The organism is Catenulispora sp. GP43 (assembly GCF_041260665.1).
Taxonomy (GTDB): Bacteria; Actinomycetota; Actinomycetes; order Streptomycetales; family Catenulisporaceae; genus Catenulispora.
The window spans coordinates 48,874-63,685 of record NZ_JBGCCT010000019.1 but is presented as its reverse complement, the minus strand read 5'-3'; the positions used below and the strand labels follow the sequence as shown (position 1 = coordinate 63,685).

Annotated in this window: 16 protein-coding genes and 1 pseudogene; 7 read left to right on the top strand and 10 right to left on the bottom strand. The window is 69.6% G+C overall.

What is annotated here, in order from left to right:
* The first annotated feature begins 53 nt into the window (after window positions 1-53).
* Window positions 54-725, top strand: a complete 672-nt coding sequence (locus tag ABH926_RS32595; RefSeq protein WP_370369757.1) for a TetR/AcrR family transcriptional regulator — start codon at window positions 54-56, stop codon at window positions 723-725.
* Here ABH926_RS32595 and ABH926_RS32590 read toward each other — a convergent pair.
* The 3 genes and pseudogenes from ABH926_RS32590 to ABH926_RS32580 all read right to left on the bottom strand — a co-directional run.
* A complete protein-coding gene (locus ABH926_RS32590; RefSeq protein ID WP_370369756.1) occupies window positions 722-1,108 on the bottom strand; it encodes a VOC family protein in 387 nt (128 codons plus the stop codon). The two genes, ABH926_RS32595 and ABH926_RS32590, sit on opposite strands and share 4 nt — an antisense overlap.
* A 56-nt stretch (window positions 1,109-1,164) precedes the next feature.
* Window positions 1,165-1,512 carry a DUF6401 family natural product biosynthesis protein gene (locus tag ABH926_RS32585; RefSeq protein WP_370369755.1) on the bottom strand — a complete coding sequence of 116 codons (348 nt, stop codon included), beginning with the start codon at window positions 1,510-1,512 and terminating at the stop codon, window positions 1,165-1,167.
* 440 nt (window positions 1,513-1,952) lie between these two features.
* Window positions 1,953-2,642, bottom strand: a pseudogene (locus tag ABH926_RS32580) (lysophospholipid acyltransferase family protein); the annotation flags it as partial.
* A gap of 142 nt (window positions 2,643-2,784) precedes the next feature.
* On the opposite strand from ABH926_RS32580, the gene ABH926_RS32575 reads away from it, so the two are divergent.
* A complete protein-coding gene (locus ABH926_RS32575) occupies window positions 2,785-3,309 on the top strand; it encodes a DUF402 domain-containing protein (RefSeq protein WP_370369754.1) in 525 nt (174 codons plus the stop codon).
* On the opposite strand, the gene ABH926_RS32570 is transcribed toward ABH926_RS32575, so the two are convergent.
* Window positions 3,266-3,454 (bottom strand): DUF6191 domain-containing protein, encoded by a 189-nt coding sequence (locus tag ABH926_RS32570; protein WP_370369926.1) that lies wholly within the window; start codon window positions 3,452-3,454, stop codon window positions 3,266-3,268. The two genes, ABH926_RS32575 and ABH926_RS32570, sit on opposite strands and share 44 nt — an antisense overlap.
* 182 nt (window positions 3,455-3,636) lie before the next feature.
* Between ABH926_RS32570 and ABH926_RS32565 the strand changes: the two genes are divergently transcribed.
* Window positions 3,637-4,227: a hypothetical protein gene (locus tag ABH926_RS32565; protein ID WP_370369753.1), complete on the top strand. Its 591-nt coding sequence runs from the start codon at window positions 3,637-3,639 to the stop codon at window positions 4,225-4,227.
* Entirely contained in the window at window positions 4,224-4,820 is a 597-nt protein-coding gene (locus ABH926_RS32560) for a GNAT family N-acetyltransferase (RefSeq protein WP_370369752.1), read from the top strand. Before ABH926_RS32565 ends, ABH926_RS32560 begins: the two co-directional genes overlap by 4 nt.
* A 12-nt stretch (window positions 4,821-4,832) precedes the next feature.
* Here the strand turns inward: ABH926_RS32560 and ABH926_RS32555 are convergent, their stop codons facing one another.
* Window positions 4,833-5,978, bottom strand: a complete 1,146-nt coding sequence (locus tag ABH926_RS32555; RefSeq protein ID WP_370369751.1) for an acyl-CoA dehydrogenase family protein — start codon at window positions 5,976-5,978, stop codon at window positions 4,833-4,835.
* 141 nt (window positions 5,979-6,119) lie between these two features.
* On the opposite strand from ABH926_RS32555, the gene ABH926_RS32550 reads away from it, so the two are divergent.
* Window positions 6,120-7,754 (top strand): AMP-binding protein, encoded by a 1,635-nt coding sequence (locus ABH926_RS32550; RefSeq protein WP_370369750.1) that lies wholly within the window; start codon window positions 6,120-6,122, stop codon window positions 7,752-7,754.
* A gap of 136 nt (window positions 7,755-7,890) precedes the next feature.
* Window positions 7,891-8,700, top strand: coding sequence for a PaaX family transcriptional regulator C-terminal domain-containing protein (locus ABH926_RS32545; RefSeq protein WP_370369925.1), 810 nt, complete (start codon window positions 7,891-7,893; stop codon window positions 8,698-8,700).
* Here ABH926_RS32545 and ABH926_RS32540 read toward each other — a convergent pair.
* Window positions 8,673-9,275 carry a TetR/AcrR family transcriptional regulator gene (locus tag ABH926_RS32540; protein WP_370369749.1) on the bottom strand — a complete coding sequence of 201 codons (603 nt, stop codon included), beginning with the start codon at window positions 9,273-9,275 and terminating at the stop codon, window positions 8,673-8,675. The two genes, ABH926_RS32545 and ABH926_RS32540, sit on opposite strands and share 28 nt — an antisense overlap.
* 54 nt (window positions 9,276-9,329) lie before the next feature.
* Here ABH926_RS32540 and ABH926_RS32535 point away from each other — a divergent pair, with 54 nt between their 5' ends.
* On the top strand, window positions 9,330-10,226 hold the full coding sequence (locus ABH926_RS32535; RefSeq protein WP_370369748.1) for an alpha/beta fold hydrolase: 897 nt from the start codon (window positions 9,330-9,332) through the stop codon (window positions 10,224-10,226).
* On the opposite strand, the gene ABH926_RS32530 is transcribed toward ABH926_RS32535, so the two are convergent.
* From ABH926_RS32530 to ABH926_RS32515, 4 genes are all read right to left on the bottom strand, one after another.
* A complete protein-coding gene (locus ABH926_RS32530; RefSeq protein ID WP_370369747.1) occupies window positions 10,174-10,413 on the bottom strand; it encodes a hypothetical protein in 240 nt (79 codons plus the stop codon). The genes ABH926_RS32535 and ABH926_RS32530 overlap by 53 nt on opposite strands.
* Window positions 10,414-11,141: 728 nt before the next feature.
* Window positions 11,142-13,487, bottom strand: a complete 2,346-nt coding sequence (locus ABH926_RS32525; protein ID WP_370369746.1) for a bifunctional salicylyl-CoA 5-hydroxylase/oxidoreductase — start codon at window positions 13,485-13,487, stop codon at window positions 11,142-11,144.
* Window positions 13,484-13,954 carry a RidA family protein gene (locus ABH926_RS32520; RefSeq protein WP_370369745.1) on the bottom strand — a complete coding sequence of 157 codons (471 nt, stop codon included), beginning with the start codon at window positions 13,952-13,954 and terminating at the stop codon, window positions 13,484-13,486. Before ABH926_RS32520 ends, ABH926_RS32525 begins: the two co-directional genes overlap by 4 nt.
* Entirely contained in the window at window positions 13,951-14,778 is an 828-nt protein-coding gene (locus ABH926_RS32515; RefSeq protein ID WP_370369744.1) for an enoyl-CoA hydratase family protein, read from the bottom strand. The genes ABH926_RS32520 and ABH926_RS32515 overlap by 4 nt, the downstream gene beginning before the upstream one ends.
* Window positions 14,779-14,812: the final 34 nt, after the last annotated feature.

The window sequence follows — 14,812 nt, the reverse complement described above, 5'->3', positions numbered from 1 at the left end:
AGTGCAACGAGTCAACTTTGCCATCGAGTTCACCGTGGCTTTAGGATGGAGCCGTGACCGGCAGCGAAGCAGAATCCCAGCAACCCGGACGGCGCGAGCGGAAGAAGGCGGCCACCCGCCAGGCCATCGCCGACGCCGCGCTGGCCCTGTTCTTGGAACGCGGCTACGACCAGGTGTCGATCCGGGAGATCGCCGACGCCGCCGACGTCTCCACGACGACGTTGTTCAAGCACTTCACCGGCAAGGAAGCGCTGGTCTTCGACGAGGACGCGCAGATCGAGGCCCAGTTGGTCGCGGCGGTGCGCGAGCGGACTCCGGGAACGTCCATCCTGGAGGCGTTGCGTGCGCTGACCCTGGAGCGGCTGAAGTTCCCCATCGAGGACGAGGCCTTCGCGGCGTATAGCCGCCTGGTTGAGGACACGCCGGTGCTGCGCGAGTACTGGCACCGGATGTGGATGCGCCACGAGGGGGCGCTCGCGGCGGCGATCGCCGTCGAGGTCGGGGCGGCGCCGGACGACACCGCGTGTGCGGTCCTCGCGCACTTCGCGCTGGAAACCGCGTCATTGGCCCGCGCCAGTAAGGACCCGAAGGGCACGGTCGAGGTGGCGTTCGCCGTGCTGGAGAAGGGGTGGGGCGGGATCGGCGGGATTGGTTCGATCAGCGGGTCCGGGTCCGGGCCTGGGTCCGTGTCCGACTCCGGCTCTGGAACCGGGTCGAAGGGCTAGCCGTCGCCGTCGCGGCACAGGCAGAACGGGTGCCCGGCCGGGTCGAAGAGCACCCGCACGTTCTCCTGTGGCTGATGCGCGGCGAGCGTAGCGCCCAACGCGACCGCTTCGGCCACGGCCTCGTCCAGGTCACCCACTTGGAAGTCGAGATGCATCATCGGCCGCTGCTCGCCCTCGACCGGCGGCCACACCGGCGGACGGAATCCGTCGGCCTGCTGGAAGACGAAGTACGGGCCCTCGGGCGAGGCCGCGACGATAGCGGTGCCGGGTTCCTCATGGCCGATGGGCCAGTCCAGCAGCGCGGAGTAGAAACGGGCCAGGGCGGCGGGGTCGGGTGCCTCGATCGCGGTGCCCCACCACATGCCCGCACGTCGGGATCGCATACTCGATCCTGTCCGATGGGCTCGTGCTTGGCTATCCGTGGGCCGCCCGGCCGGTCTCAGAACGCCAGCAGGTCCTGCTCACGCACCAACCAGCAGATGGCGGTCAGGCGCAGGGTGGCGAAGTCGTAGCCGACCGGCTCTTCCCAGCCGGTCTCGGTCAGCACGTCCTTGAAACCGAGCACGTAGTCGCTCAGGTCCTCGCGGGCGACGGTGCGCTGCTTGGGGACGAGGACTTCGGACGTGTCCATGCTGAGGGTGTCGCAGACCGCCGCCGCGTGCTGGTCGATCGCCGCGAGCAGGCCGGGATCGAATGCGAACTCGGCCAGGCGCGGCATGAACGCGGCCACCACGCCGGCCAACGGGGAGGCCAGCGGGGGCGCGTCATCGTACGGCGGGAAATCCATGCGTTGACGGTAAAGTGCCAGTTCATCGCACGTCAAAGGGGACTTTACTGGGTGATCGGGCGGGTGCCGACGGTAGCTGGAATCAGCGGTTCCGCCCGGCACCCGCAGTGGGTCGCGCGTCCTCAGACGTCTTCGGCGGTGTCCTTGGCCGCGACCGTTTCCTTCGCGGGTTCGCCAGCCGGCTCCGCAGCCGATTCCGCGCCTGATTCGTCCGCCGGCTGCTCGGCCTCGACAATCTCGGTCTTCGCGGATTCCTCGGCGGTCTCGACCTTCGTCGGCGCCTCGGTCTCGACGGCCTCGGCCTCCTTCGGCGCCTCGGCCTTCGTCGGTTCCTCAGCCTCGACCTTCGCCGGCTCGGCGACCTTGTCCTTCGCGGGTTCCGCAGCCTGGGCCTTCGCCGGCTCGGCAGCCGCTTCCTCGGCCGGGTTCTCGCCGCGGCCGCGCGCGTCCATCTCCGCCGCCTGCTCCAGCGTTGGCGCGGTGCCGCCGAGGTGCGCCGGCAGCCACCACGAGTCCTCGGGGCCCGAGGGCTTGTCCGGGTAGTTCGCCTGCGCCTCGTCGAGCAGGGCGCTCAGCCGCGCGTGCAGCTCGGCGGTCAGCTCGTTCGAGTTCTGCCCCTTCTTGGGGTACATCGGCTCGCCGACCAGCACCGTGATCGGCAGGTGCCGCTGCCAGAGCCGCTTGGGCCGGCCCTTGGTCCACATCCGCTGCGTGCCCCACAGCACCACCGGGATCAGCGGCACGTCGGCGGCCTGCGCCATGCGCACGGCGCCGTTCTTCAGGTCCTTGATCATGAACGACCGGCTGATCGTGGCCTCGCCGAACACGCCGACGATTTCTCCGGACTTCAGGAAGTCCAGAGCCTGGCGGTAGGACGACAGTCCGGCCTCGCGGTCCACCGGGATGTGGCGCATGCCCCGCATCAGCGGCCCGGAGATCTTGTTGTCGAAGACCTCCTTCTTGGCCATGAACCGCACCTTGCGCTTGGCCGGCAAGGCAGCCGCCCCGGCGAAGATGAAGTCCAGGTAGCTGATGTGGTTGCTGGCCAACACCGCCCCGCCGCTGCGCGGGATCCGGTCGGCCCCGTGCACGTCGACCTTCAGGTCGAGCGCCCGGAAAGCACCCTTCATAGCCCGGATCACCGGGGGATAAACGTATTCGCGTTCGGCCACAGGAGGACCCTAACCTACTTCACCGTAAGTTACCGATCCCCGCTGAGGAGCGGGACTTACCGCGACCCGCGGGAACCGGTTTTTGGAATGATGGGGAAACGTGAGCGACGGAAACGCAACGCTGAAGCCCGGAACGACCATCAACGTCCGCCTGCTGAAGGCGCCGCGGCCGGACGTCGAGTACCCGGCCGAGGTCCGGTACGACGACGGCGAGCACGTCGTGGTCGTCGCGCCCTGGTTCGGCGACGCCCCGCGCGACATGGGCTTCGCCGTGTTCGAACCGGGTGACATCTGGACCGAGCACTACTGGCGTTCCCGCTGGTACTCGATCAAGGAGGTCCGTACCGGGACCGGCAAGATCAAGGGCTGGTACTGCGACGTCACCCGCCCCACCGTGGTGTTCGCCGACTCCGCCGACAGTCCGCGCCTGGAGGTTGCCGACCTCGACCTGGACCTGTGGTTGTCCTGCGACCACACGCAGATCCTGCGCCTGGACGAGGACGAGTTCGAGGACAGCGGGCTGCGCGAGCGGGAGCCGGAGACCGCCGGGCAGGCCGAGGCCTCGCTGGACGAGCTGGAGGCTATGGCTCACTGTGGCGGGTTCGCTGCGGTGCTGGCCTGGTGACCGACTGACCAGTGGGTTTGATGCTGACCACGCCGCTGTCCAGGTCGATCGGACCGCGGTGCGGGTCGCCCTCACCCTCCTCGTCGCGGGTCCATTCCAGCCGGTTCCGTTCGTCCTCGACGTGGCGCCGGCTCGGGACGAACATGTCGAAGAAAACGCTCATGATCGGTTAACGCACGGCGCGCCCGAGTCGTTCCACGCCGCGACACGCCGGATCATGCGGCCGACCGGGTGAATCATTCGCATTCTGACTTGCCTGCACTATTCGCCCCAAATCATCCTGGTGCCTTCAGATTCCTGAGGGGACAGGAGAAAGGGGGCGCCACCATGGCTCCGCGCACCGACAACGACTACCTCAACGGCATGCAGCTCGCCGCCCGCGGCTGGACTCCGGCGATGATCCGCGACTTCCTGGGAAGCCCGGACCACACCGAGTACATCCCGCGCTTTCGCAACGCCGCACCGATGCTGCAATTCGCGCTCGGGCGCGTCGTCGCCGCCGAGCGCACCGCGAAGTTCGTGGAGCGCCTGAAACTCGCGGCTCGCAGATCCACGGCCGCCCGGGAGGCGTGGGACCGGCGCCGTGAGGAGATGCTCCGCCTGGTAGCCGACGAAGTGCCGATCCCCAGACTGTCCGCCGACGTCCTGACCGACCGCGCAGTCCGGCACAGCGACCCCCGCGACGCGCTCCACGCCCAGCGGGCCGACCGCAACACCCTGAATCGCTGGAAAGTGAACTACCTCCGGCAGGAGCTGACGCGCTTCGACGCGACGATCGAGGGCATGTTCGGCCAAATCGGGCGAGCCGCCGCCGAGAAGTCACTGCGAAGGCGCGCGCTGGTAACAATCGGGGAGACGTATCCAGACCTGTTGTGGGAGTGTCAACGACAGCTCCGGGTCAACGAGCGGCGGAGGTGAGCACGACGGGGGGATCGCACATGGGCTACACCATCCGCGATTACGTGCCCGAAGACGAGAAATCCTGGCTGCGCTGCCGGGTCTTGTCCTTCCTGGACACCGCCTACTTCGACGACGTGTGGCGTGCCAGACCGCGCATCGCCGCCCCGGGCTTCGAACTGGTCGCCATCGACGAGGACGGCACGACGGCCGCGATCCTGGACGTCGCGGTCGACGGCGCGCTGGCGACCGTCGAAACCGTCGCGGTCCACCCCGACCACCAGCGCCGCGGCCTGGGCCGGGCCCTGCTCGCCGAGGCGGCCGCCCGGGCCGCCGCGGCGTCGGCGACCACCCTGGACGCCTGGACGCGCGACGATCCGGACACCTTGGCCTGGTACCGCGCGATGGGCTTCGCCGAGAGCGACCACTACCTGCACGTCTACGCCAACCTCTACACCGAGGCCGGCGAGCCGGGGCGAGCCGTCCCGCAGCCCCGGCCCGGCCTGAAGCCGGTGATCCTTTTCCTGCACGCGAAACTCGCCGACGAGCAGCGCATGCGCGAGGAGTTCACCCGCGTCCATGTCTGCCGGCGCTTCGCCAAGCCGCTGGCGTAGGAGAACCGGCGCCTAGCCCCGGTACAGCTCCCGCCCGATGATCGTCCGCTGCACCTCGGAGGCACCCTCGTAGATGCGCGGCGCGCGTACCTCCCGGTACAGGTGCTCCAGCAGGTGGCCGTGGCGCAGGGCGACGGCGCCGTGGATCTGCACGGCCGCGTCGACGACGAACTGCGCGGTCTCGGTCGCGAACAGCTTCGCCATGGCCGAGCGGCCGGCGATGCGCTTCTCGCCGCTGTCGTAGGCCTCCGCAGCGCTGTAGACGAGCAGGCGCGCGGCTTCGATGCGGGTCGCCATCTCGGCCAGGTTGTGTGAGACAGCCTGCAAATCCTTCAGCAGGCCACCGAAGGCTTCGCGCTGCCCGGCGTGTGCGACCGAGGCGTCCAGGGCCGCCTGGGCCATGCCGACTGCGAAGGCGCCGACGCTGGGGCGGAACAGGTCCAGCGTGCGCATGGCGACGCGGAAGCCCTGATCGACCTCGCCGAGCAGGTCGGCGCGGGTGACCGGGACGGCGTCGAAGGTGACTCGGCCAATGGGGTGCGGGGAGATCATGTCCAGGTGCTCGCCACCCAGACCCGGGCGGTCGGCCGGGACCAGGAACGCTGTGACTCCACGCGAGCCCGCGTCGGAGGTAGTACGGGCGAAGACGCTGTAGAAGTCGGCCTCGGGGGCGTTGGAGATCCAGATCTTCTCGCCGGTCAATGTCCAGCCGTCGGCGGTGGGCGTCGCGGCCAGGGACAGGGAGGCCGCGTCCGAGCCGCTGCCCGGCTCCGACAGTGCGAACGCCGCGACCGCCTCGCCAGCCACCACCTTCGGCAGCCAGTGCGCGATCTGTTCCTCGGTCCCGCTTTGCACGACGGGATACGTGCCGAGCCCTTGCAGCGCTAGCGCCGTCTCGGCTTCGGTCGACACCTGCGCGAGCGACTCCCGCAGCAGGCATAGGTCCAGGGCCGCGGCTTCGGCACGGCCGTCGGCGCCGCCGGGGAACAGGCGTGCCAGCAATCCGTGCCGGCCCATGGCCGCGAGCAGGGGGCGGTTGACGTGGCCGGGCGCGCCGGCTTCGGCCAACGGGGCGAGATCGGTCTCGGCGAGGGTGCGGACCTGGGCGCAGAAAGCTGACTGGGCCGGGGTCAGGCGGAACTGGGAGCCGGATTCCATACGAGTCAATGTAACAAAATCTTGACTGCCGTCACAGAAGTCGTACGCTGGAGCCGTCGAGCTCGGCCCTGTCTTTGCCGCACCCGCTGTACCCCGCTGTAACGCCAGCCCAGCCAGCCCCACGGAGTCCTGGAGGACCCGATGGACCTGCTTCCGTCAGCGCACGTCGACAGCTTCGCCCGCGACCGCCTGCCCGCCGCGGACCGGTGGCCTGAGCTGCGCTTCGACCTTGACGGACTGCACTACCCCGACCGGCTGAACTGCGCCGGGCACCTGCTCGACACCGCGATCGCCAGATTCGGGCCGGACCGCAGGTGCCTCATCTCCGATGCCGAGACCTGGACCTACGGCGACCTGGACCGGCGTAGCGACGAGATCGCGCGCGTCCTGACCTCCGACCTCGGGGTCGTGCCCGGGAACCGCGTCCTGATCTGCGGCCCGAACAGTCCTTGGACGGTGGCGTGCTGGTTCGGCGTGCTCAAGGCCGGCGGCGTGGTGGTCACGGTCGTACCACTGCTGCGCAGCGAGGAGATCGCGACCGTCGCTGAGATCGCGCAGGTGAGCGTCGCACTGTGCGCGCCGGGCTGTGACGAGCAGGCCGCGGGCGCCGGCGTGACCGGCATGCAGGTCGTTACTGTCGGCGGGGAAGGGCCCGAAGACCTGGTCGAGCGGTGCTCCCGCGTCGCCGACCTGCCGGAGTTCGACACCGTGCAGACGTCGCAGGACGACGTCGCGATGATCGCCTTCACCTCAGGTACGACCGGCCGCCCCAAGGGCTGCCTGCACTTCCACCGCGACGTCTTGGCCATTGCCGACACCTTCGCCAAGCACATCCTCAAGGCCGAACCCGACGACGTCTTCACCGGCAGCCCGCCCCTGGGCTTCACCTTTGGGCTCGGCGGCCTGGTCATCTTCCCGCTCCACATCGGGGCCTCCACGGTGCTGCTGGAGCGTGGCAGCCCCGAGGCCCTGCTCGCGGCAATCGACAAGCACGGTGTCAGCGTCCTGTTCACGGCGCCGACCGCGTACCGCGCCATGCTGGCGATGCTCGACCCTGAGGTGTCCGGCGGCGATACCCGGCTGCGCACCCTGCGCCGCTGTGTGTCGGCGGGGGAGGCGTTGCCGGGGGAGACCTGGCGGGCCTGGCACGCCGCGACCGGAGTCAAGATCATCGACGGCATCGGCGCCACGGAACTGCTGCATATCTTCATCTCTGCCGCCGACGATGACATCCGCCCCGGCTCCACCGGGCGTCCGGTGCCCGGCTGGCAGGCCGCGATCCTGGACACCGACGGACACCCTGTGCCAGACGGCGAACCGGGGCTGCTGGCCGTGCGCGGCCCGATCGGCTGCCGGTACCTGGCCGACGAGCGGCAGGCCACGTACGTGCGCCACGGCTGGAACTACACCGGCGACACCTACATCCGCGACGAGGACGGCTACTTCTGGTACCAGGCGCGCTCGGACGACATGATCATCTCCTCTGGGTACAACATCGCCGGTCCCGAGGTGGAGAACGCGCTGCTGCGTCATCCTTCGGTGCTGGAAGCCGGCGTCATCGGCATGCCGGACCCGGACCGCGGGCAGCTGGTGACGGCCTTCGTGGTCCTACGGCCGGAGGCCCCGACCGGGGAGGCAGCCATCAAGGAGCTGCAGGAATTCGTCAAGGCGAGGATCGCACCGTACAAGTACCCGCGGGCCGTGCACTTGGTACCGGCGCTGCCCAGGACCAACACCGGCAAGCTCCAGCGGTTCAAGCTCAGAGATCTGCTCTGAGCCCGGGCGGGTGGCACGGTATGTTGCCGCTGTGCCGCCCGAGCCCGCCGAGACCGCGACCACCGCCGCCAGGAAGAAACCGCAGCCAGTGAGCGCACCGTCGAAGACCGAAGGGGCGGGGCCCGAGGCCACCGCGATGAAGGCGCCGACGCCTCGGTCGTTGATCGTGTCGTTCTTCGGCGCCTACGGCCGTGAACTCGGCGGCTGGATCGCGGTTGCGGACCTGGTGACCCTGCTGGGCCGGCTCGGCGTGGATGCCCCGGCGGTCCGCTCGGCGGTCTCCCGCCAGAAACAGCGCGGCTTCCTGCAGGCCCACCAGGTCGGCGGTGTCGCAGGCTACTCGCTGTCGGCGGAGGCCGAGGAGATCCTGGCCGATGGCGACCGGCGCATCTACCTGCGTCAGGACGTGCGGCTGTCCGACGGCTGGGTCCTGGCGGTGTTCTCGGTCCCGGAGACCGAACGCCACCGCCGCCACCTGCTGCGCTCGCGCCTGTCCCGCCTCGGCTTCGGGGCCACCGCGCCCGGCGTGTGGATCGCGCCGTCGCACCTGGCGGAGGAGGCGCGCCACACGCTGGAGCGGCTGGAACTTGCTCCGTACGTAGACCTCTTCCACGCCGACTACCTCGCCTACGCCGACCTGCGCGACGCGGCGGCACGCTGGTGGGACCTCGGTGCGGTACAGGCCGGGTACGCGGAATTCTCCGAGCAATTCCTCAAGACCGCGTCGGACGCGGATTCGGCCGACGACGCCGACTCCGATGCGTTCGCCACGTACCTGCTCGCTCTGGACGCCTGGCGCCGCATGCCGTACCGAGACCCCGGTCTTCCGCCGGAACTACTACCGGAGGACTGGCAGGGCACGCAGGCCGCAGACATCTTCTTCGGGCTGCACGACCGGCTGCGTGCTCGCGGGTTGGCCTACGTGAAGAGCGTCGTGTCGAGGTAGTACCGGAGGATCGCCAGCGCTTCCTCGCCGGTACGCTGGCCGCCGAGCACGCTGGAGCCCAGGCCGTTGACCATGGCCAGCAGCCCTGCTGCTGCCATTTCAGGGTTCGTGTCCGCGGTAACCTCGCCGGTTTGCTGGGCTGCCTGGACTTGCTTGGCGAGGAAGCCTTCCAATACGGCCGGCTGGGCCGCGCCGTGCTTCTCCAAGATGTCCGGGTCGCTGAGGACCAGGGTGTAGTAGCCGTTGTAGGTCCGGGCGATGCGGCTGCTCTCGGCGTCGGTCGGGATGATGCACGACAGGATCGCGGTGATTACTGAGCGCGGGGTCGGCGGGCTGCCGGCGGCGGCGATCCAGGTGTTCATACGGGCCTGAAGTTGGCCCTGGAGCCGTGCCAGGGCGTCCAGCAGCAGGGCTTCCTTGGTGGTGAAGTAGTACTGCACCAGGCGCAGGGACACGCCGGCCTCGGCCGCGACCGCGCGCATGCTCGCCGATTGCAGGCCCTGTGTGTCGGCGATGCGGAGCAGTGCCTCGGCGATCTGGGTTCTGCGTTCCTCGTGGTCGACCCGCGCGGTCATGGTGTGACCTCTCTCTCGTGGTACACCTGTATCATGTCGTGATACACATGTATCATGACAGTCAGCCAGTTCAAGGACGCGAAGGCCGCCGAGCGCTTCCACACCACCTATGAGCAGCTTCTCGACAAGCTGTGGCCGGCTTCCCGGACCCTGCTGGACGTGCCGACCCGGTTCGGAACCACCCGCGTCGTGCGCACCGGCCCCGAGACGGGCGACCCGCTCGTTCTGCTGCCCGCGTCCGGCGGGAACGCCGTGATGTGGCACCGCTATGTCGAAGCACTGAGCCGAGACCACGCCGTCTACGCGGTCGACACCGTCGGCGAACCCGGCGCCAGCGCGCAGACCGAGCCGATCGCCGACGGCCGGGACGCGGCGGCCTGGCTGGACGAGGTGCTGACCGGCCTGGAAGTGATGGACGCCCACATCGTCGGGTGCTCATACGGCGGCTGGATCGCGCTGAAGCACCAGATCGACCACCCGGGCCGCGCAATGCGCCTCACGCTGGTGGACCCGGCGGGCTTCGCCGAGGTCGGCTGGCGGTTCTACCGATGGGTGATCTTCGGAGGGATGGCCGGGCTGGCGCCGCGCCCGATGCGGCCGTGGCTGTCCCGCAGGGTCCATAACAGCGCGATCCTGGACGACGACCTCATGGCGCTGATGCGCGTGTCAGTGGGCTTCCGTCGCAGGCTCCCGAAGACCGACGTGTTCGCCGACGAGGAACTGCGGAGGATCCGAGTGCCAGTGCAGTTCTTGCTCGGCGCGCGCAGTGCGCTCCACCACTCGGAGCAGGTCGCCGAGCGGATCGCAGAGTTGATTCCGTCGGCCCGCGTCGAAATCGTCCCGGGAAGCGGGCATGCGCTGTCCACCGACGAGCCCGAGCTGGTGATCGACCGTATCGTCAACGCCGCAGCTCTCGGTGGCGCCGCAGGAAGTCGCACGCGAGCTTCGTGACGGCGTAGGCGGCAAGGCTGGCCGTGACGGCCTCAACGACGCCGTCGATGGCGACAGGTCCGTCGCCATCGAGCCCGTCGATGCTGCCGTCGACATTGATCGCGGGCAGTCGGTCCCCGACGGAGAGGTTGTCGGCCAGGGTATCGATAGATACGCCGTGGCGGTCTGCGGTGGCGTTGGCCGACACGAAGTCGCCTCCGTAGGAACAACCCTTGAAGCAATCACCTCGGTCACGGTGAACGTGCCGTAGGAACCCTGCCCACGGTGGGCTTTCCAGTCCATAGGTGCCGAGTGGGCGGCGACGAGAATCCAGCCGACGGTCGCCGCTGCCGCGAGCACGCTCATGCCGATCAGAAACCGAGGGCTTCGTCTGCGGATCAGACGGTACGAGCCGGGGCCACGGCCGATGCTGCGTGCGGTGGTCCAGTCGGCCACGATGCGGTCGGCCTGGGTTTGGAAGTCGGCGCTGTCGGAACCCCACAGGTTCGGGGCTCCCAGGTACCAACGGTGGGAGTGCGCATCGTAGACCGCCACTTTCGCCGAATTGCTCCCGTTGGACGAGGACCGCTCGACGGTGACCTTCGCAACATGGGACCGCGGCACGTTGTACTTCTCGATCCACCGGCGGCTGCGCAGCCCTTTGGAGTCGACCTCGGTATAAGGCGTAGACCGTGCCGAACCAGGCGGGGATCGGGAGGGGCGGGACGGTCGGGATCGCCGAGGAGAGAGCCGTCGTTGGCGGCGATGACACCGGCGAGCACACCGGCCGTCACGATCGCCACCATGACAGCTCCGACCTGCCGTCTCCGGTCCGAGCGCTTGGCCTGGGCCGGGGTCATGGAGACTTCCATCGCAGAATCGTGACGCGCTCGCGGCGGGTCGGCAATTCCGTGCCGGCCGCGCCGCCGTCTTTGATTACCCTCCCGGCCGCCACCGGGCGTGTGCTGTCTCGCCGACGCCCTCCCGGATCAGGTCCAGCCGGGGCCGTGGCCCGTCCGTCCGGCCCGAGGCCGGCTTGCGCGCGCCGGCGCGGAACGGTGCGGGCCACGCCGCGCCCGGGCCGTTGTACTCCTGCTCGATGCCGGCGTGCAGGGTCCACTGCGGGTCGTACAGGTGGGTGCGGCCCAGGGCGCACAGGTCCGCGCGGGCTGCGAGCAGGATCGAGTTCACGTCGTCGTACGAGGAGATGGCTCCCACGGCGATGGTGGCGATGCCTACTTCGTGGCGGATGCGGTCGGCGTACGGGGTCTGGTAGGAGCGTCCGTATTCGGGCTTCTCGGCGGAGGTGACCTGGCCGGTGGAGACGTCGATGGCGTCGGCGCCGTGTTCGGCGAAGGCCTTGGCGATCTCCACCGATTCCGCGCCGTCGACGCCGCCGGGGGCCCAGTCGGTCGCCGACACGCGGACCGTCATCGGGCGCTCGGGCGGCCATACGGCGCGTACCGCGTCGAACACCTGGAGGGGGAAGCGCAGGCGGTTCCCCAACGAGCCGCCGTACTCGTCGGTGCGCTGGTTGGCCAGCGGCGACAGGAAGCTGGACAGCAGGTAGCCGTGGGCGCAGTGCAGTTCCAGCAGGTCGAAGCCGGCGCGGGCGCCTCGTTCGGCCGCGGTGACGAACTCGGCCTTGATCGCGTCGAGCTCGGTGATGGTGAGCTCGTGCGGGACCTGGTTCACACCGGGCTTGTACGGCAGCGGCGAGGGTCCGACCACCGGCCAGTTGCCCTCCGGCAGCGGCTCGTCGATGCCCTCCCACATCAGCCTCGTCGAGCCCTTGCGGCCCGAGTGGCCGAGCTGCAGGCCGATCGCCGCGGTCGACTGCGCGTGGACGAAGTCCACGATCCGGCGCCAGCCTGCTTCCTGCTCCTCGGTGTACATCCCGGTGCAGCCTGGGGTGATACGGCCGGTGGCCGAGACGCACACCATCTCGGTCATCACCAGGCCGGCGCCGCCGAGTGCCTTGGAGCCCAGGTGGACGAGGTGGAAGTCGTTCGGCATGCCGTCGCCCTGGGCCGAGTACATGTCCATCGGCGAGACGATCACGCGGTTCTTCAGTGTCAGTCCCCGTAGGTGGAACGGTCGGAACATCGGGGGAGTGGCGTCGCCGTTCACCTCTGCCACGAACTCCGGGTCGCGAAGCTTCAGATTGTCGTACGTGACCCGGCGCGAGCGGGTGAGCAGGTTGAACGCGAACTGCAGCGGCTCCTGGTCGGTGTACCGGCCCAGGTCCTCGAACCAGCGCAGGGAGGCCGCCGCGGCGCGCTGCGTGGAAGCGACCACCGGTCGGCGCTCGGCCTCGTACGCCGCCAGCGCCGAAGCGGTGTCCGGGTTCTCGTGCAGGCACGCCGCCAGGGCCAGGGCGTCCTCCATGGCCAGCTTCGTGCCCGAGCCGATGGAGAAGTGCGCGGTGTGGGCGGCGTCGCCGAGCAGCACGATATTGCCGTGTGACCACCGGGCGGTGGTCACGGTCGCGAAGCTGAGCCAGCGCGAGTTGTTGGCGATCAGCTGGTGGCCGTCGAGCATGTCGGCGAAGATCTCGCCGATTTGCGCGATGCTCTCGTGGTCGCTCTCGCCGGGGGCGAAGTCGCGTGCGGCGAAGCGGTCGAAGCCGGCCGCGCGCCAGACCCGCTCGTGCATCTCCACGATGAAGGTCGAGCCCTGCGCGTCGTAGGGGTAGCCGTGGACCTGCATGACGCCGTACGGCGTCGGCTGGACCTGGAACCGGAAGGCGTCGAAGACCAGGTCCGTACCGAGCCACATGTAACGGCACTCGTGGGTGCTGACCGAGGGCCGGAAAGAGTCGGCGTACTTGGTGCGGATCGCCGAGTTGACACCGTCGGCGGCCACGACGAGGTCGTACTCGGCGGCCAACTGCTCGGTCGGCGGGGCCGTGGTGAGGTAGCGCACGGTGATGCCCAGGTCGGCGCAGCGCCGTTGGAGCATCTGCAGCAGCCGGACCCGGCTCAGGGCCGCGAAGCCGTGGCCGCCGGAGGTCACGACCTTGCCGCGGTAGTGCACGTCGATGTCGTCCCACCGTGCGAACTCGGCGGCCATCGACTCGTGGATGCGGCGGTCGGCGTGCTCGATGCCGCCGAGGGTCTCGTCGGAGAAGACCACGCCGAAGCCGAAGGTGTCGTCGGCGGCGTTGCGCTCCCAGACGTCGACGGTCGCCGCCGGGTCCAGCTGCTTGGCCAGCGCCGCGAAGTACAGCCCGCCGGGGCCGCCGCCGACGACCGCGATCCGCCTGGCCGCCCCCGAGCTCACGGCACCACCGCGACGCCGGTCAGCTCCACCAGCGCCGCCGGGTCGAACAGGCCCTTGACCTCGAAGAAGGCCATCGCCGGGTAGTGCTTGCCCAGGTGGCGGCGCCAGACCGCGCCGAGTTCCTTCAGGTCCGCGCGGTACTGCTCGGCGTTGGTCGCGAAGACGGTCACGGTGACCAGGTGCTCCGGCCTGGCGCCGGCGGCGGACAGCGTCGCGGCCATGTTGGCCAGCGCCAGGTCGAACTGCTCGACCAGGGTCGCCTTCGGGTCGACGGTGCCGTCCGGGTGCAGGGCGGCCTGGCCGCCGAGGTAGACCGTGCGGCCGGGGCCGGCGGCCACGGCGTGCGAGAAGCCGATGGCCGCGGCCAGCTGCGGCGGGTTCACCAGCTCGTGCGGGGTCGACGGCCGGGTCGGCTGCGGGGCCGCCGGCTGTCGGGTCGGCTCGGGAGTCATCGGCTGCGTGCTCATCGGCCCTCCCACTTCGGCGTCTCCTTGGCGTTGAACGCGCGATGGAACTCGGCGTGGTCGCGGGTGTTCATCAGCAGCGCCTGGACCGCGGCGTCCATCTCCAGCGATGGCGACAGGCCCATGTCCAGCTCGCGGGTCAGCAGCATCTTGGTCTGGGCGTAGGCCAGCGCCGGGCCGTCGGCCAGCCGGCGGGCCAGCGCGGCGGTCGCCCCTGCCAGGTCCTCGTCCTCGACCAGCTCGCTGACCAGGCCGTACTTGTCGGCCTCCGGCGCTTTGACGGTGTCGCCGAGCATCAGCAGCTTGGTGGCGTTGCCCAGCCCGACGATCCGCGGCAGCAGGTAGGCCGCGCCCATGTCGGAGCCGGACAGCCCGACCTTGGTGAACAGGAAAGCGAAGCGCGCCGAGCGGGCCACGATCCGGAAGTCGGCGGCCAGGGCCAGCACCGAGCCGGCGCCGGCGGCGATGCCGTGGATCGAGGCGATCACCGGGATCGGGACCTCGCGGATCGCGCGTACCACGTCCCCGGTCATGCGCGTGAACGACAGGTGCTCGTCCGGGCGCATCTTCAGCAGCTCGCCGATGATCTCGTTGACGTCCCCGCCGGAGCAGAAGCCCGGGCCCTCCCCGCGCAGCACCAGTACCCGGGTGTCACCGCGGTGCGGCAGCTCGGCGAGCAGGTCGCGCAGATCGGCGTAGGCCTCGAAGGTCAAGGCATTGATCTTGTCGGGCCGGTTGAGGGTGACGGTCGTGACTCCGTCGGCGTGCTCGACGCCGAAGTGGTCCCACTTGTCGGTGAACGGGGCCGAACCCCGGAACGGGCTCATCGGTGTCCTCCCGGTGCTCTGTCGCGGACGGGTC